Below are 15272 nucleotides of genomic sequence, written 5' to 3'. Positions count from 1 at the left end.
CTCGGGCTGGTTCGATGGTGCGCTCGGCGTGTCACTCCGGGCTGCGCTGGGTGACCTCGATCGTCCGGGCACTCGCGGGATCGGACTCAGGATCGAACGTGGCATTGGTGGCGACGCCGTGGGCCTCCCACCAGACCCGAGCGTCGTGCTGACTCCAGGCTGCAATGTCACAGGCGGCGAGTGACTCGCGGAGCGCCGCGGCGCTCAGCGGCCGATCGCCGGGCTTCTTCTGCAGGCCCTGCATGATGAGCGCCTCCAGATCGGCGGGCACCGGACGCCCCAACCGAGTGTGAACCGGGATCGGCGCGGTGTGCAGGTGGTCGGCGCAGACCTCGATCACCGTCTTTGCCTCGAACACGTGTTTGCCCGTCAACATGTAATAACCGACGGCCGCGACCGCGTAGAGGTCGCTGGCCGCCTCGGCGCCGTCCGGCGTCGAGATCAGCTCCGGCGCCATGTAGAGCGGCGTACCGGTCAGCTCGTCGGCTTGCGACAAGGAGTCGCCCTGAGCCTTCGTGAGGGTCTTGACCAGGCCAAAGTCCAGGACCTTGACGTGGTCGTAGGCCGCGGTGTGCCCGATGACCATGATATTCGCGGGCTTGATGTCGCGATGAACGAGCCCGAGTTGATGCGCCTCGGCGAGCGACGCGCACACCTGGGACAACAGCCAGATCACGCGGCCGGGCGGGAGCGGGCCCTCTCGCTCGACCAGCTCGTCGATGGTCAAACCGTCCAGGTACTCCATCGCGTAGTAAAAGACGCCCTCCGGCGTGCGGCCGTAGTCGAAGATGGCCACCGTGTTCGGGTGACGAAGGCGCGCGGTCTGAACGACCTCGCGCTCGAAGCGGCGCACCGATTGCGCGTCGATCCGGTCGGGCGGCAGCAGCTTGAGCGCGGTCTCGCGCCGCAGCATGGCGTGGGTCGCGCGGTACACGATTCCCATTCCGCCCTCGCCGATCTTCGCGCCCAGCGTGTACTGACCGAGCTTTTGCGCCTCGCTCACCTCGCGGCGTAGACCAAAGATGACCCGCGACGCCAGCGTGGCCGTCGCCAGCAGACAGCCGAGCCAGAGCAGCAGGCTGATGAGCTGGAACGGGAGTGGCCAGTCCGCGGGGCCCGTCTGATGCACGGGCCAGCGCGGGTGGAGCGCCGACAGGAAGAACACGAGCACCGCGAAGGCGCCGGTGATCACGCCCAGCGTCAGGGTACGTCGAGCCGTGCTCGGCACGACCACCGCTCGAAGCACGGCGGCGGTTGCGGTGGTCAGCACCAGGTTGAACACGGCGACCGTTCGAATCGGAAACAGGGCCCCGTTGAGGTGCAACAGGATCGAGAGTCCGACGATGCCGACGGCATCGACCCACTCCAGGGTCCGGAAGGGCAGCGGTCTGCCGCGTAGGACGAGCCACAAGCCACCCGTGACCAGCGTCGCGAGGATGTGAAACCAGCGGGAGGCCGAGCGGAGCTCGGTCATCACGTCCCCGCCGATCAGCCCACGCACGACGACGACGCCGAGCAGAAAAGCAAGACTCAGCGCAAAGCCCACGCGGTACATCAGCGCGAGACGCTTCTGCAAGAAGCCCCGGGCGTGGGTTGACGGCGCGGTCGAGCTCACCTTCGCCCACTAGCATACCGAAGACTTCCGGCTGTCGCGCTATGGTTGCGCGAGCGATGCCCCGACTTGCTGTCCCGCAAAGGAGCACCGGCACGCCGGAGGGCTGAACTCCGAGCAGCTCGAGCCGGGCACCGCGCAGGACGACTGCCGTCCTTCGCGGCTCACCCGCTCGGCGCCGCTGCGTACGCGTCGAGCAGGCGCCCGGCCAAGTGCAGCACCACGGTCTGTTCTTGGACGAGGTCGACGCGAGCTCGCGCGACGCGGAGCTTGGCGCGCCGCAGATCGTCCTCCGCCTGCTGGACCACGATGGCCAAGGTCTGACCCAGCTCGAAGCGGGCCTTCTCCGCGGCGTGAGCCTTCTGCGTGATCGTCAGCGTCTTCTCCGCCAGCGCCACCCGACGCGACGCCACACTCTCGTTCGTCACTGCCAGCGCGGCCTCTGCGGTGATGCGGTCTCGTCCCGCCTTCAGGTTGTGCTCGCTGATGCGCGCGCTGAGCAACGCCGCGCGCTTCTCGGCATTGCGCCTCGAGTCATCCAGAGGCAGCTCGAACACCACCCCTACGTGTAGCGTGAGCCAGCCGAGTTGCCCGGCTCGGGCGGCGGCCCGCGGGATGCGTTCACTCACGCCCTGCGACTCCACGAACCCTTCGAGATCGAGGCGCGGCCGCGTGGACTCCCCCGCGACTTCGGCCCGCGTGCGCGCGAGCTTCACCTGGGCCTCGAGCTCCGCCAGTTCCACCGACCCCTTGCGCAGCGCCGCTTCGACGTCGGCGCGTGTGGCGCTCGGCCCCGCGGCGGGCGGTGCGGTCGCGCTGGCCGCGAGCTGACGCTCGGGATCCGGAGAACCAATCAGCCGGGCGAGCTCCAGGGCGCGCTGGCGCTGGGTCAAATCCGCCGCCACCACCGACTCCTCGAGCTGCGCGACGCGGCTCGAGAAGGTGAACACGTCGCTCTCCGCCGCGGCACCCTGGAGCACGCGGGCCTGTGTGTCCGCCTCTTGTTGCTTGGCGAGCGCCAGGGCTGCGCGCTCGATGCGCCGCGCTTCGTCCGAATACCAGAGCTCCCAGTACTGGAGGACCACGTCTCGGACGAGCTCGCTCTTCACCCGGTCGCGGGTCTTGCCAGACAGATCCTTCTGCACGCGCGCCGTTCGGAGGTCGGCCTCGCCGACCCGCGTGCCCGCGCCGCGCAACAGGGGCTGGGTCAGGGACGCCCGCGTGCTGACTCCGTAGCCATTCGCCGACCCGCCGCCCAACGCACCCGTCGTCGCGTCGTTCTCGAAGCGCTCGCCTTGCACGCGGATCTCGGCGCTCGTACCCAGCGGAAAACTGCGCCGGAGCGCCGAGCCGACGGTGTAGCTCCGGGAGACCGAGCCCGTCACGGTGTCCCCCGTCCCAAGCCGAGGCGTCTTCTGCCGGGTGTACCCGGCGTCCGCGATGAACACGTACGAGTAGCGGCCTTCTTCCGACAGCACACCCTGTCGGGCGCGTTCCACCTCGAGCTCCGACGCTAGGCGAGACGGGCTGTCGACGAGCGCCCGCGCCACCGCGGCCCGCACGTCGATGCGTTGCTCCTCGGCCTGGGCCAGGGGCGAGCTCAGCGCCGCGCACAAGAGACTGGCCAGGAACACATGATGACGCTTTTCACTCATGCCGCAGTGCCTCGATGGGGTTGAGCCGCGCTGCCTTGTGCGCGGGCAGGTAGCCGAACAGCACGCCGACCAACGCCGAGAACAAGAAGGCGACGACCAGAATGTTCGGTAACACGACGAAGGGGACGCCCAACGCGCGAGTCGCGGCGTAGGAACCAGCGAGGCCGATGCCGATCCCGAGCGCCCCGCCGATCATCGACAGCACGACGGCCTCGACCAAGAACTGCAACAAGACCTCGCGCGCCATCGCGCCAATCGCCAGGCGGATGCCGATCTCCCGTGTGCGCTCGGTCACGTTGACCAGCATGATGTTCATGATCCCGATGCCACCCACCAACAGACTCACCGCCGCGATGGCGCCGAGCAGCGCGGTCAGAGCGCCGGTCGCGCTGCTGACGGTTTGAGCAATTTCTTGCATGTCGCGCACGTTGAAGTCGTCCTCGGCGCCCGCGGCGACCTGGCGCCGCTCGCGCAACAAAGCCTCGATCTGTTCCTTCACCCGCGTCGTGCTCTTGGCGCTCGAGGCCGTCACGAACACCGAGTTGATGTCGTTGCTGCCCGCGAGCCGCCGTTGCACCGCGCGCAGCGGCAGGAGCACGACGTCGTCTTGATCTTGGCCCATGCCGGACTGGCCCTTGGCGGCCAGCACTCCGATGACCTCACACGAGAGCTTGTCGAGGCGGATGGCCTCGCCGATGGCGTCAATCGAACCAAAGAGCTCCTTTTTCACCGAAGCGCCCAGCAGACAAAGCGGCTGCCCCGCCGTGATCTCCGCGTCGGTGAAGCTGCGCCCTTCTGCGATGGCGTAGGCGCGGACCTCGATGTACTCCGCCGTCGTGCCCGTCACGGACGTGCGCCAGTTGCGGTTGCCCCAGACCGCGAGCGCCTGGCGCCCCGCGGTCGGCGCCACCTTCTCGGCGCCCGGAACGTCCCGACGGATCGCGTCCACGTCTTCTTTGGTGAAGCCCGACGCCGCGGAGAATCCGCTCGAACGACGACTCCCACCCGGGGAGACGATCAGCAGGTTGTTGCCGAGTTTGCCGATGTCGGAGGTGACCTTTGCGGTGGCGCCCTCCCCGATGGTCACGAGCGCGATGACCGCGCCGACGCCGATCACGATCCCCAGCATGGTCAGGAACGACCGCATGGTGTTACGGCGGATCTCCCGGAGCGCCATGATCAGCGTGAGGCGGATCACGAGACACCCCGTTGAGACAGTGGGCGCCGGGAGGTTGGGCCGAAGAACTCGACGTCCTCCGGACGCCCTTGGTCCACGATCAAGCCGTCCTTGAACATCACCACCCGCGACACGTAGACACTCATGTCCGGCTCGTGCGTGACCATGGCAATGGTGATGCCGCGCTCCTTGTTCAGGCGCACGAGCAGCTCCATGGTCTCGTGCTTGCGGGCCGAGTCGAGGTTGCCCGTCGGCTCATCGGCCAAGAGCAGCGACGGTTCGCTGACGAGCGCCCGGGCGATGGCCACGCGCTGCTGTTGACCGCCAGACAGCTCGGCCGGGGTGTGATCCCTGCGATCCGCGAGCCCCACGGCGTCGAGCGCTGCCAGGGCACGTTCGTGGCGTTCCCGCACCGGCACACGTCGGTAAACCAGGGGCAACTCGACGTTCTCGATGGCGGTGGTGCGCGCCAGGAGGTTGTAACCTTGGAAGACGAACCCCACGTAATGTCGTCGCAAGAGGGCGCGTTGATCTTGGTCGAGCGAGCCGACATCGACGCCGCGAAACAGGTAAGCGCCATGACTGGGAGCGTCGAGGCAACCGATGATGTTCATTGCCGTCGACTTGCCGGAGCCGCTCGAGCCCATGATCGCGACGAACTCTCCGCGGTCGATGCGCATATCGACCCCGTTGAGGGCACGAACCTCGGTGTCTCCCTCGCCATAAATCTTGTAGACCTGCTCGAACTCGACGACGCTGGCGCTCTGGCTGGGCGCGGGCGCGCTCATGGCGCGTCCTCGATGTCGGTGATCACATCGGCGCCGGCGGGCAGCTCACCGGAGCGCACCTCCGTGCGTTTGCCATCCGTGGCTCCGATCTCGATCGGTACCCGCGCCGGGGCGCCGTCGCGTAGCACGAACACCGTGTCGCGCGGCTGCCGCGGCGCGGCCGGCTCGCCGCTGGAGCTCGCGGGGCGAGGCCCACCCCCGCCGCCGGGGCCGAAACCTCTGCCCCGACCGAGACCGGGCATCGGCAGCCCCCCACCCTTGCTGGCCGCCGCACCGCCCTTGGCCTTGGGACGAAATCTGAGGGCCGCGTTCGGCACCGAGAGCACGCCCTTGATGTCCTGGGTGATGACGGTCGCGGTGGCCGTCATGCCGGGGCGCAACAAACGTTCCGAGTTGTCGACGGTCAGGAGCCCTTCGTAGGTGACCACCGTCGTTCCCGCCTTGGGCAGGTTGTTCAGCCTCACGACCTTCGAGCGGAACTGGCGCTTCGGGTGGGCGTCGACGACGAAGGTGGCAACTTGTCCTTCTTTCACCTTGCCCACGTCGGCCTCGTCGACATCCACCTTGAGCTGCATCTCGGTGATGTCGCGCGCCAGCGTGAACAGCACCGGCGTCTGAAACCCTGCTGTCACGGTCTGCCCGGGCTCCACGCTGCGGGCCAGCACGATGCCGTCGATGGGAGACTTCACCACCGCCTTGCCCTGGTTCGTTTTCGCGGTCTTCAGCCCCGCGCGCGCGACGGTGACCTGCGCGGACGCCGTCGCGACCGACGCCCGCGCGCGCTCCAGGGTCGCCTCCGCGGTCTCCAGCTCCTGGGCTGAAGCAAGACCCTTCTTGTTCAGCTCACGAATGCGCACCGCCTTGAGCTCCGCCTCCTTCACGCTGGCGCGGGCGTTCCGCGACGACGCCCCCGCACTGCGCAGCTGAGCGGCCGACTCCTCGACCCGGGCCACGAGCGCCTCTTGATCGATCTCGACCAGCTCTTGCCCGGCCTTGACCCGATCGTTCACGTCCACGTTCACCTTGAGCACACGACCGGAGACCTCCGCGCCAACCTCGACGGCGTCGAGCGGTGTGAGGGTGCCCGTTGCGATCACTGTCTCGCGCAGATCCGACGCCTCGACCTTGGCAGTGACGTAGGTTTCTTTCTTCGCGCTGCTGACCCGTGCGCGCCAGACGTAGAACCCGGCCGCGACCCCGAGCAGCACCAGAAGCGCGCCGATGCGCCACAGCCAGCGACGAGCGCCGCGGCCCTTCCCAACGCCCAGTTGTGCCATGACCTGCGGGTCCGCCGATCGATTCTGTGGTTCCACGAAGACTCCTGAAGTGAAGGACGAGCCGAGCTCAGCCAGGCGACGGGCCGGACGGCGGGCCTTCACCCGGCGGCCGATCGAACCTGCGGCGCAGCGCATCGTGTTTGATCCGCTGATCCGGCGTCAAGATCTCCCGGATCTCGGCGTCGATCTTCTCGCGCAGCGCCCGGTGCTCCGGCTCACAGCGCTCGAAGGCACGGCGCCGCTCGTCCTCGTGGCGCTCGAACACCTGTTTCACCTTCTCGCGCTGAGCAGAGTCCAGATCGAGCGCTCGGGTCATGGCCTCGATACGAAACCCCATGCGGGCGCGCCCCGGCGGGCCGCCGAAACGCTCGGCAAAGCGGTGCAGAACGAAGGACTTCGTGCCGAAGCCCCCCGCCACCGCACCCAGGCCGAACGCCACCACCAGCGCGAGCACCGCTCCCATCCGCTGTTTGTTCATTGTTCCAGCTCGACGACGTCGAACGACGACAGGGCGTCGCGGTCCAGCTCGCTCTGCGCCGACGACGACACCCAGATCGAGAGCGCAGCGGCCGCCGCAAACAGCCCGAGTACGATGCCGCGCGCGCCCCACGGCTCGCGCTCCAGCTTCTCGCGCTCCACGCGCAGCATGACCCGATCAGCGAGCCCTGAAGGCGGCGCGAGAGCCTCAGTGGCCGCCGCCAGGCGAGCGAGCTTCGCAGCGTGATCTTCGAAGTCAGTCATCGTTTCCTCTTCGGCCCCTGAGCGTGGCCCGAGCCCGAACCAAGCGCTGCTCGATCGCGCCCGCACTCACGCCGAGCACCTCGGCGGCTTCCGGGTTGGTCAACCCTTCGACGCTGCACAGTACCACCGCGGCGCGTTGTTCGGCGGGTAGCTCGTCCAGCCAGCGTCCAAGCTCCGCCAGGGCCAGGCGCGCTTCGGGGTCGTTGCCAGCATCGCCGACGAGCTTCTCGAGTGCCGAGTCGTCACCCCGCGGCCGGGCTTTCCTCCGCCGGAGCGCATCGAGGGCGGTGTTGGTGACGACCCGATACAGCCAGGTCTGAACCTGCGCGCGACCGTCGAAGCTGCCGTCCGTCAGTGCGGTGAACGCTTTCACGTAGGCCTCTTGGAGAACTTCCTCCGCGTCCGCCTCGTTACCCAGGAGGCGGGCGGCGAGCCGGAATAGAGCGCGCTCGGTGCGCTCGACCAAGGTCCGATACGCAGCGCGATCGCCGGCGCGGACCTTCTTGGCCACCAAGCTGAGGTCGGGCTCTGACACGGCTCGAAGGTCATACTCGTCGAAAGCGGCGGAAGGAACGCAGGTTGTTCCTCCCGCCGGCCTTCCTTCATGGTTTGTCGCGGGGCGGGCCTTGTTCGACCCGCGCGGCCAGCTTCTCCCGCTGCGCTGGCTCGAGCACTCCCATCAGGACCCGCAGCTGCTCGACATGGCCTTCCGCTTGACGGTGAGCGCGCTCGGCCACCTCCGCAGAGGCAACCAACTTCGTCGCGTCGAACGTGTCGGTCGCGAAGGCAGTGAGGAGCGCTTTCCTCGCCTCCTGATGTTTTTCCATGCCGGCCTTCCAGTCGCCGCGTTCCTCGCGCTTGGCGTCGTGCGCCGCACGGAGCGCGGTCTTCTGAGCGTCCGTCAGCTCGAGATCGCGCAGCATGCCAAGACCTGGACCCGCATGACGCGAGAACCCGGGCCCCCCGTGTCGGCGGTGGGGGCGCGCCTCGGCGCCGTCCTCTCCGGCCTCGTTGTCAGCGCCGTCCGCTCCCGGCGCACACCCGGGCTCATCCATGCCCGGCGGAGGCCCAAACCCCATGCGGCGACCCGCGTGTTTGCCAAAGCCCTTCTCGTGGCGTTTCTGGACCTCGGCGACCAGCTGCTTGCGCTGGTCGGCGTCCAAGGTCTGGTGCAGCTTGTTCAGTGCCGTGTGCACACGCTGGCTCATCGTCGTGGCGTCGCGCTCGAGCGCGGTGAAATGCGGCGCGAGCGTTGCAGCGTCGAGCTTGCCCGCTCGTACGCCGGACGCGAGCGCTTGTTCGAAAGCACGGTGCGCCGCGCTGTCCATCGGGCGCGCTTGTTTCAGCTCTACCATCAGCCCTTCGATGATGGTCTTCTGCTCGGGCCGGAGCTCGAGTTTGTCGAGCGCCGCGCGGAGCAAGAAGGCCGGGCCGCCGGGGCCCCGCATGCCGTGTCGCCCTTCCGGCGAGGCCACTGCCCGCGGAGTCTCCACCTTGGGGGCCTCGACCGCCGGTTCCTGCGCGGTCCCCTCGGGGATCTTGTCGCTCGGTACCTCCTCAGAACAAGCGACCAAAAAGAGCGCGGCGGCGCAGCCCAGCAACGTTCGGTTTCTCAGGTTCAGCTTCTTCATCTCGGGATACCTCGTAGAGAGTCCGTCTCTCAGGGCTCCGACGGGTGGCCGCCGCGATCCCTACGCGGAACGCCGAGTTTTTTTCTACTCGTGCAGCTTCGTGACGCAAAACCGCCGCAGAACCAGCGGCTGACCGGCTTCGATGCCGGCCTTCTGGCGGGCAATGCCCACCTGCGTGCCAACGTCGTCGATGCCCTCGATGCCGGGCAAGAGCAGCCCACGGCGTCCGTGCGCGTCACTGACGATGACGCCGTATCTTCGGGGATCGAGGTCGGCGAGCTCCGCTGGCTCGTCGGGCCCGAGCACGCTCACCTCGATCGATAGCCCGCCGAGCTCTGCTGGGGTGACGGGTTCGAAGCGCGGATCTCGCGTGGCGGCGAGCACGGCGCTGCGCACGGTCTCCGCGAGCACGTCCCGCTCTACTGGGTGAATCGACCCGATGCACCCGCGGAGGCTTCCGTCCTGCCGGCGCAAGGTGACGAACACACCCGCGGCTGGCGCCCCCGCGCGTTCTGCGCGGACGAAGCGCTGTTCGGCCAGGAAGGTTCCAATGGCACGTCGCGCGAGGGGCACGAGCTCGGGGCCGATGTCGTCGAGCGTGGACATCGCACGCGAGTATGCCATGGGCGGGACGGGAATTTCTTGGCAGCAATTGCGCGCGAGCGGCGCTAGCGTCGGAACCCATGACGCAAGGTCTGCGCAAAATGGAGCGGCTCGTCGCGGCTCTCGCGCTGACCGTTTGCGGTTGTGCGACGACATTTCGCGATGCCCGCGCGCCCGCGGGCGTGGAGCGGAGCGAGTGGGCGAATTTCTATCTGATCGGGCTCGTGGGTGAGGCAGAGGTCGATGTGCGAGACCACTGCCCGACCGGCCGAGCCCGCGAGGTCTGGATCGGCGAGGACGTGCTGACCCTGGGTGTGAGCCTGATCACGCTCGGGATCTACACGCCTCGCAAGGTTGCGATCACCTGCGCAGCGCCGCCGACCGAGCGCGGGGCCCGGCGATGAGGGCGCGAAACTTGGGCTTCATCCTGGTCACCGCCGGGCTCAGCTCCGGCTGCTTCCGCTGTGTCGTGCGCTCCGGTGAACCCCCGGGGGACGCGCCCACTGCCTACGACGAGCGCTGGCACAGCGGCTGGGTCGGCGGGTTGATCGAGGCCAGCGGACCTCATGCCCTCGACCAGGCCTGCCCCGAAGGTTGGGCCGAGGTGCGCGTCGAGACCGACCCGCTCCACGCCTTCTTGAACGTCGTCACGCTCTACATCTACTCGCCGCAGGCCGTGACGGTGGTCTGCGCCGCCAAGGACGGACGCGAAACTCCTGCGCAGACCGCGTCGGGCGCGTACCCGCCGAAGACTCAGGGTTATCCACCCGCCGCGCTTCCGCCGCCAGGGGACTGACGCGACGTTCGACTCGCGTGCGACGACTCCGGCGCTGCGCGGGATCCGCCCGGCGCCCGGCTGAGTTATAGCCAACGCCATGAGCTCCCCGCCCGTCCGCGTCGAAGTCGGTCCAATCGCCCGCATCGTGCTCGACCGCCCGGACAAACAGAACGCCATGACGGTCGAGATGGGCCGTTTGATGACGGCGGCGGTGTCGACGCTCAACGCGTCGAACGCGCCCCGGGTCGTGCTGCTCGAGGGGGAAGGCCGTGCGTTCTGCGCGGGCGGAGATTTCTCGCTGATCGAGGAGAACTCCAAGAAGTCTCCGGAGGACAACCGGCGCGACATGCTCGCTTTCTATTCGAGCTTTCTCGCTATCGCGCGGCTCCGGGTTCCAAGCATCGCCGTGCTGCATGGCGCGGCCGTTGGTGCCGGGCTGTGTCTCGCGATGGCCGCCGACCTTCGGTTCGCCGCGCGCGAAGCCAAGCTCGGCGCCAACTTCGTGAGGGTGGGGCTGCACCCGGGCATGGGTTGCACGCTGCTCTTGCCGCGGCTGGTTGGAGCAGCAAAGGCGGCCGAGCTGATCTTGACGGGCAAGCTGATCTCCGGTGAGGAAGCGCTGCGCATCGGACTGGTCAACCTGGCGGTGCCGCGTGAGCAACTGCGCGGCGCGGTGACGGAAGCCGCGCACCAGATCGAGAGCGCCGCGCCGATCGCGGTCGCGCAGGCGAAGGAAACACTCGCGGCCTCGCTGTTGTCGGAGCTCGATGCGGCCCTCGAGCGCGAAGCGGCCTGTCAGGCCCTCGACTTCACCACGCGCGACCTCAAAGAAGCCGTCGCAGCTTTTTCAGAAGGCCGCGCGCCGCTATTTCAGGGCGCGTGAGCCGCGAGACCGCGGCACGCCGGACCCGCCCTCGCGCGCGCGCGCATGTGGTGGGTTCGCCCGATGAAGCACGTCGCTCTCAGCCTGCTCATTTCGAGCCTTGTCGTGGCGGGTTGTTCCAGCGATGAGTCCACCGCGAAGTCCAGCCCCGGGGACGCGGGGAGCGACGCTTTTCAGAGCGGCTGCGACAACACGAGCGCCGCCACGCTGCGCAGCTGTGTGAAACAAGACGCCGTCGAGGCCGACCTGAAGTTCATCGCGCAACCTCGAACGCCCGGCTCGCCGCACTGGCAGGCGGTCCAGGATCTCTGGACCAGGACATTCCGGCGCTGATGCTCACGGACACGAGCGAGTTTCGTAACCCGAACTACCACTGTCGGAACGGCACCGCGGACACCATCGACACCCTCGACATGGCGTTCTTGGCGGACAACACCCGGGTCACGGTCGGCTCTGCGGTGGACTTGCTGGAGCTTCGCTGAGAATGGGCAGTCCTCGACCAACTAGGTCGAGAAGACCTTCGGCCTGTTCGACGCAAACTGGCAGCTCAAACCCGCTGGGCAGGTCGTCAAGGATCAAGCATCAAAGAGCTGGTGAGCGTCGCGGCGGGCCTCATTCACCCTTGGCCTCTTTCAACACCTGCTCGGCGATGCCCGCCTGCTCTTGCACGATCTTCTCCGGCGCGTCCTTGTCGCACTTGCTGGGATCACCCAGGCCGCCGGCCTCCTGGCAGCTCAGATTGATGCTCAGGGTGCCGCCGTTGGTCTGGACCTTCCATACGTAACGGAACTTGTTCTGGCCGATCTCCGAGCCGAGCAAGGTGCGGGGCTCGGTCACCAGCGTGAGGCCCGCCGGGTCGCGCTTCTCGATCAAGTACCCTCGGTCGAGCAACGTGCCCTCGGCGGCGTCGTACAGCTTCTTGGCCTCGATATCGGTCTTTTTTTCGAGCGGGGTGTAGGGCACGAAGCGCGTCCCGGAACAGGCGCCGAGCGCCGCGACGAGTGCGACCCGTGCCACGAGCCGAGTGATCGATCCGCGTTGCATGCCGCAGACGCTAGCCGCGGGCGGCGCCCGGGTCGAGTGTAAGGCCCGGGCGAGACCCGCGTTGTCCCTGGCGGACCGACGTTTGTCGGAGATCGAGCATGCAAAACCATCGTCGCCTCGTCGCCAGTCTCGTGCTCTCGATTCTCTTGGCCACCGCCGTCTCGGCCTGCAAGAAGGACGGCTCCTTCGGCGGTGCCCCCTCTGCCGCCGCAGCCCCTGCCGAGCCGAGCTCCGGCGTCGACGTGGCCAAGCTCAACCGTAAGCTGATCAGGAACGCCGAGCTGTCGGTAACGGTGGCGTCCCCGAGTCTCGCGCAGAGCGAGGCGCTGAAGATCGCAGCGGCGAACGGCGGATACCTGGCCCAGAGTGAGGTCAGGGGACAGCACGGCGACGATGGCGAAGAGCCCGCGGAGGTCGAGGTCGTGCTGCGAGTTGCCAGCGACAAACTCGACGCCGCGCTGGACGCCCTCGGCCGGCTGGGCAAACGCGTCGGGAGCGAGAAGATCACCAGTCGCGACGTCACCGAGGAGTGGATCGACGTCGATGCCCGGATCCGCACCCAGAAGAAGCTGGAAGAGCAGTACCTGGAGATCCTGAAGGGTGCCAGCAAGGTCGACGACCTCCTGAGCGTGCAGAAGCAGCTCGCCGAGGTGCGCGGAGAGCTCGAGAAGCTCGAAGGGAAGAAGCGCCTGCTCGACAACCAGATCGAGCTCTCGACCATCACGGTGACGTTTCACGGCGAGCGCCCGCTCGTCGCCATATCGTCGGGCGCGTTCGGCCGTGCGGCGAAACAGGCCGGTGCCGACGCGGTCAACGTCGGGGCCGCCATCGTGACCGGAGGCATCCGGCTCTTCGGTGTGCTCTTGCCGGTCGCCCTGTTGATCTTCCTGCCGTTGCTGCTGCTCGGGCGTGTGATCGTTCGGCGCTTCGTGGGGCAAAAACCTGCCCACGCCTGACTCGGGATCGGCGCGGGCCGCGAGCGCTCACTCGTCGTCGCCCGACGGCTCGAGCGTCATGGCCTGGGCCTGGAAGAACAACGACATCGCGCCGAGCATGCGTGTGTCTTCCCCGGCGAGCAGTCCCACGAGGTTGCGGGTCTCGCCGGGATCCGAGCGAAGATCGTAGACCTCGCGCGTGCGTTTGCGTTCGTCCAGCATCACCTTGAAACGACCGAGCACCATCATCTTCACGTTCACCTGATCGGCGGCGACGGGCCGAACGAGTCGCGGGGTGTGGCCGCGCAGGTACGGTACCAAGCTCTCTCCCAGCATCTCTCCGGGTGTCTCCACGCCGACCAGATCGGCCAGCGTCGGCGCGAGATCGAGCAACGAAACCGTGTCGTCGACGACACGTGGCATGACACCCGGCACGCGGATCAGAAATGGCACCCGCACCAGCACGTCGTACAGCGAGACTCCATGGTTCGGAATGCCGTGCTGACCGAAGCCCTCGCCGTGATCACTGCTGACGACCAGGATCACCCGCTCCGCGAGCCCCCGCCGCGCGAGCTCCGAATCCAGTCGTCCGAGCTCCCGATCCACCAGCGCCACCTCACCCCACCAGCGTTCGTAGGCGGAGCCACTCAGCCCGGCAGCGTCGTACGGCTCGTGGGGATCCATCAGGTGCGCATAGGCGAACTGCGCGCCCGCGGCGCGTGTATCGATCTCCGCCAACAGTTCGTCGACCATGCGGTCGCTGAGGGCATATTTTTGCCCCGGTCGGCGGGGTGTGACCAAGCGTTCGGAGTCGAAGCGCCCGACCAGTCCCGAACCGTCGCCGAGCGCCGGAAAACTCGCGAGGTGGAGGGTGAAGAGTCCCGCCTGGCGCATCAAGTCGGGGATGCGCGGCGAGGGATCTCGGCGCAAGCTGCGTCCAAACCGGGGGTCCATGGCCCAGCCGAGCTGACACGAGAGCTTGGAGGCGAAGATCGAACCCAGCGAGTTCCGGGTCGACGCGCCCGGCACCCGAGCCTGACGGAACGCGACGCTCGAGTGCGCGATGCGGGTCAGGTTCGGGGTTCGCCCAGCCGCGACAGTCTCGTCCAGCACCTCCGCGCGCAGCGCGTCGATGGTGATCAGGATCACGATCGGGAGGCGCGGGGCGAGCCGCGGAGAGCTCGCGGGGATGGCCGGCCGACCCGGCGCTTTCGCGAGGTACGCGGGCGCGACGTAGGCTGCCGCGACCTCGGGGGACACGACCACACCCCGGGCCACCGACGCCCGACCGCGGGCGAGGAAGGGAAACAGAAACGTCCCAGGCACCTCGAAGGCCTCGATGATCACCGGGGGCGGCGGCCAGAGCCCGAGGCTCAGCACACCGGCACATGAACCCATCACACCGGCAACGACCGCCATCCGACGCGACAGAGAGAGCCACGCCGGCAGCGTCGCGCCGATCAGCGCGGCGGTCGCCAGCGTGGCCGCCCCAAGGACCAGGCCGAGGTGCACGCCCGGGTAGCCTCCCTGCAGCACGGCGTGGTGTAGACCCAGGACGGCGAGCCCGACGCCGAGCCCCAGCACCCGCAGACGACCGCGCGCAACGAGACTGCCGAGCGCGCCTGCAATCGGCACGGCGAGCGCAAACCCGAGCGCCAGGCCCAGCGCCAGACTCGGATTGCCCTTGCGCTCGGCAAACGAGCGGAAGTCGGGCCTGAGCGCCAACGCCAGCAGCGGAGTGATCAGCGCAGCGTGCAGCAAGCGACCCGCGATCGGCCGCATGCGGAGCCGACGAAACGCGAGCGCGAGCAGCGCGCCGACGACGGCGATGGCGGCGACGTGGCCCAGCTCGAACCCCAGATGCAGCAGGCGCGCGCTCAGGCCCCCGCCCGATGGCGGTCGCAGGGCGAACACGACGGAGTCGACGGCACCGACCCCCGACCACGCGAGCACATGGGCAAACGCCGGCGAAATCCGGGGCTCGTCGCTGGCGGCGGGATCGGCGAGTGCGTCCACGAGCCCAGCATCCTGGCACAGCCGTGCACCGGTCCGATCCAGAACGGCGATGCGAACGACTCACAGGTCGAGGAGCCCTGCTCTGCCCATGCGCTCGAGCCTCATTTCGCTGACCTTCGCCGCGTTCGCGAC

The 15272-nt window shown here is 68.1% G+C and carries 18 protein-coding genes; 6 read left to right on the top strand and 12 right to left on the bottom strand.

From position 1 onward, the window contains the following. Window positions 1–31: 31 nt before the first annotated feature. The 10 genes from IPI67_41750 to amrA form a co-directional block, all read right to left on the bottom strand. Complete coding sequence (locus IPI67_41750; protein ID MBK7586700.1) at window positions 32–1615, bottom strand: serine/threonine protein kinase; 1584 nt, start codon at window positions 1613–1615, stop codon at window positions 32–34. A 161-nt stretch (window positions 1616–1776) separates the two neighbouring features. Further along, window positions 1777–3267, bottom strand: coding sequence for a TolC family protein (locus tag IPI67_41745; GenBank protein MBK7586699.1), 1491 nt, complete (start codon window positions 3265–3267; stop codon window positions 1777–1779). Then, window positions 3260–4465: an ABC transporter permease gene (locus IPI67_41740; protein MBK7586698.1), complete on the bottom strand. Its 1206-nt coding sequence runs from the start codon at window positions 4463–4465 to the stop codon at window positions 3260–3262. The genes IPI67_41745 and IPI67_41740 overlap by 8 nt, the downstream gene beginning before the upstream one ends. Further along, entirely contained in the window at window positions 4462–5232 is a 771-nt protein-coding gene (locus tag IPI67_41735) for an ABC transporter ATP-binding protein (GenBank protein ID MBK7586697.1), read from the bottom strand. The genes IPI67_41740 and IPI67_41735 overlap by 4 nt, the downstream gene beginning before the upstream one ends. Then, window positions 5229–6509 (bottom strand): efflux RND transporter periplasmic adaptor subunit, encoded by a 1281-nt coding sequence (locus IPI67_41730; GenBank protein MBK7586696.1) that lies wholly within the window; start codon window positions 6507–6509, stop codon window positions 5229–5231. Before IPI67_41730 ends, IPI67_41735 begins: the two co-directional genes overlap by 4 nt. Before the next feature lie 67 nt (window positions 6510–6576). After that, on the bottom strand, window positions 6577–6987 hold the full coding sequence (locus IPI67_41725; protein MBK7586695.1) for a hypothetical protein: 411 nt from the start codon (window positions 6985–6987) through the stop codon (window positions 6577–6579). Further along, on the bottom strand, window positions 6984–7250 hold the full coding sequence (locus IPI67_41720; GenBank protein MBK7586694.1) for a hypothetical protein: 267 nt from the start codon (window positions 7248–7250) through the stop codon (window positions 6984–6986). Before IPI67_41720 ends, IPI67_41725 begins: the two co-directional genes overlap by 4 nt. Then, complete coding sequence (locus IPI67_41715) at window positions 7243–7785, bottom strand: sigma-70 family RNA polymerase sigma factor (GenBank protein MBK7586693.1); 543 nt, start codon at window positions 7783–7785, stop codon at window positions 7243–7245. The genes IPI67_41720 and IPI67_41715 overlap by 8 nt, the downstream gene beginning before the upstream one ends. Before the next feature lie 67 nt (window positions 7786–7852). Next, complete coding sequence (locus IPI67_41710; protein ID MBK7586692.1) at window positions 7853–8881, bottom strand: Spy/CpxP family protein refolding chaperone; 1029 nt, start codon at window positions 8879–8881, stop codon at window positions 7853–7855. 84 nt (window positions 8882–8965) lie between these two features. Then, entirely contained in the window at window positions 8966–9487 is a 522-nt protein-coding gene (gene amrA / locus IPI67_41705) for an AmmeMemoRadiSam system protein A (GenBank protein MBK7586691.1), read from the bottom strand. Between the two features lie 77 nt (window positions 9488–9564). On the opposite strand from amrA, the gene IPI67_41700 reads away from it, so the two are divergent. The 5 genes from IPI67_41700 (at window position 9565) to IPI67_41680 (ending at window position 11627) form a co-directional block, all read left to right on the top strand. Beyond that, window positions 9565–9888 (top strand): hypothetical protein, encoded by a 324-nt coding sequence (locus IPI67_41700; protein MBK7586690.1) that lies wholly within the window; start codon window positions 9565–9567, stop codon window positions 9886–9888. Continuing rightward, window positions 9885–10280 carry a hypothetical protein gene (locus tag IPI67_41695; protein ID MBK7586689.1) on the top strand — a complete coding sequence of 132 codons (396 nt, stop codon included), beginning with the start codon at window positions 9885–9887 and terminating at the stop codon, window positions 10278–10280. The genes IPI67_41700 and IPI67_41695 overlap by 4 nt, the downstream gene beginning before the upstream one ends. A gap of 79 nt (window positions 10281–10359) precedes the next feature. Continuing rightward, complete coding sequence (locus IPI67_41690) at window positions 10360–11145, top strand: enoyl-CoA hydratase/isomerase family protein (protein MBK7586688.1); 786 nt, start codon at window positions 10360–10362, stop codon at window positions 11143–11145. Window positions 11146–11208: 63 nt separating this feature from the next. Beyond that, window positions 11209–11478 carry a hypothetical protein gene (locus IPI67_41685; GenBank protein MBK7586687.1) on the top strand — a complete coding sequence of 90 codons (270 nt, stop codon included), beginning with the start codon at window positions 11209–11211 and terminating at the stop codon, window positions 11476–11478. Continuing rightward, complete coding sequence (locus IPI67_41680) at window positions 11478–11627, top strand: hypothetical protein (protein MBK7586686.1); 150 nt, start codon at window positions 11478–11480, stop codon at window positions 11625–11627. The genes IPI67_41685 and IPI67_41680 overlap by 1 nt, the downstream gene beginning before the upstream one ends. Window positions 11628–11757: 130 nt before the next feature. Here IPI67_41680 and IPI67_41675 read toward each other — a convergent pair whose 3' ends face one another. After that, a complete protein-coding gene (locus IPI67_41675) occupies window positions 11758–12189 on the bottom strand; it encodes a hypothetical protein (protein ID MBK7586685.1) in 432 nt (143 codons plus the stop codon). A gap of 98 nt (window positions 12190–12287) precedes the next feature. Between IPI67_41675 and IPI67_41670 the strand changes: the two genes are divergently transcribed. After that, window positions 12288–13145: a DUF4349 domain-containing protein gene (locus tag IPI67_41670; protein ID MBK7586684.1), complete on the top strand. Its 858-nt coding sequence runs from the start codon at window positions 12288–12290 to the stop codon at window positions 13143–13145. A gap of 27 nt (window positions 13146–13172) precedes the next feature. On the opposite strand, the gene IPI67_41665 is transcribed toward IPI67_41670, so the two are convergent. Further along, window positions 13173–15140, bottom strand: coding sequence for a sulfatase (locus tag IPI67_41665; GenBank protein MBK7586683.1), 1968 nt, complete (start codon window positions 15138–15140; stop codon window positions 13173–13175). Between the last annotated feature and the right edge of the window lie 132 nt (window positions 15141–15272).

Source organism: Myxococcales bacterium (assembly GCA_016706225.1).
Lineage (GTDB): Bacteria > Myxococcota_A > Polyangia > Polyangiales > Polyangiaceae > JADJKB01.
Note: the sequence above shows the minus strand (reverse complement) of the source record. Positions and strands in the feature narration are given on the sequence as shown.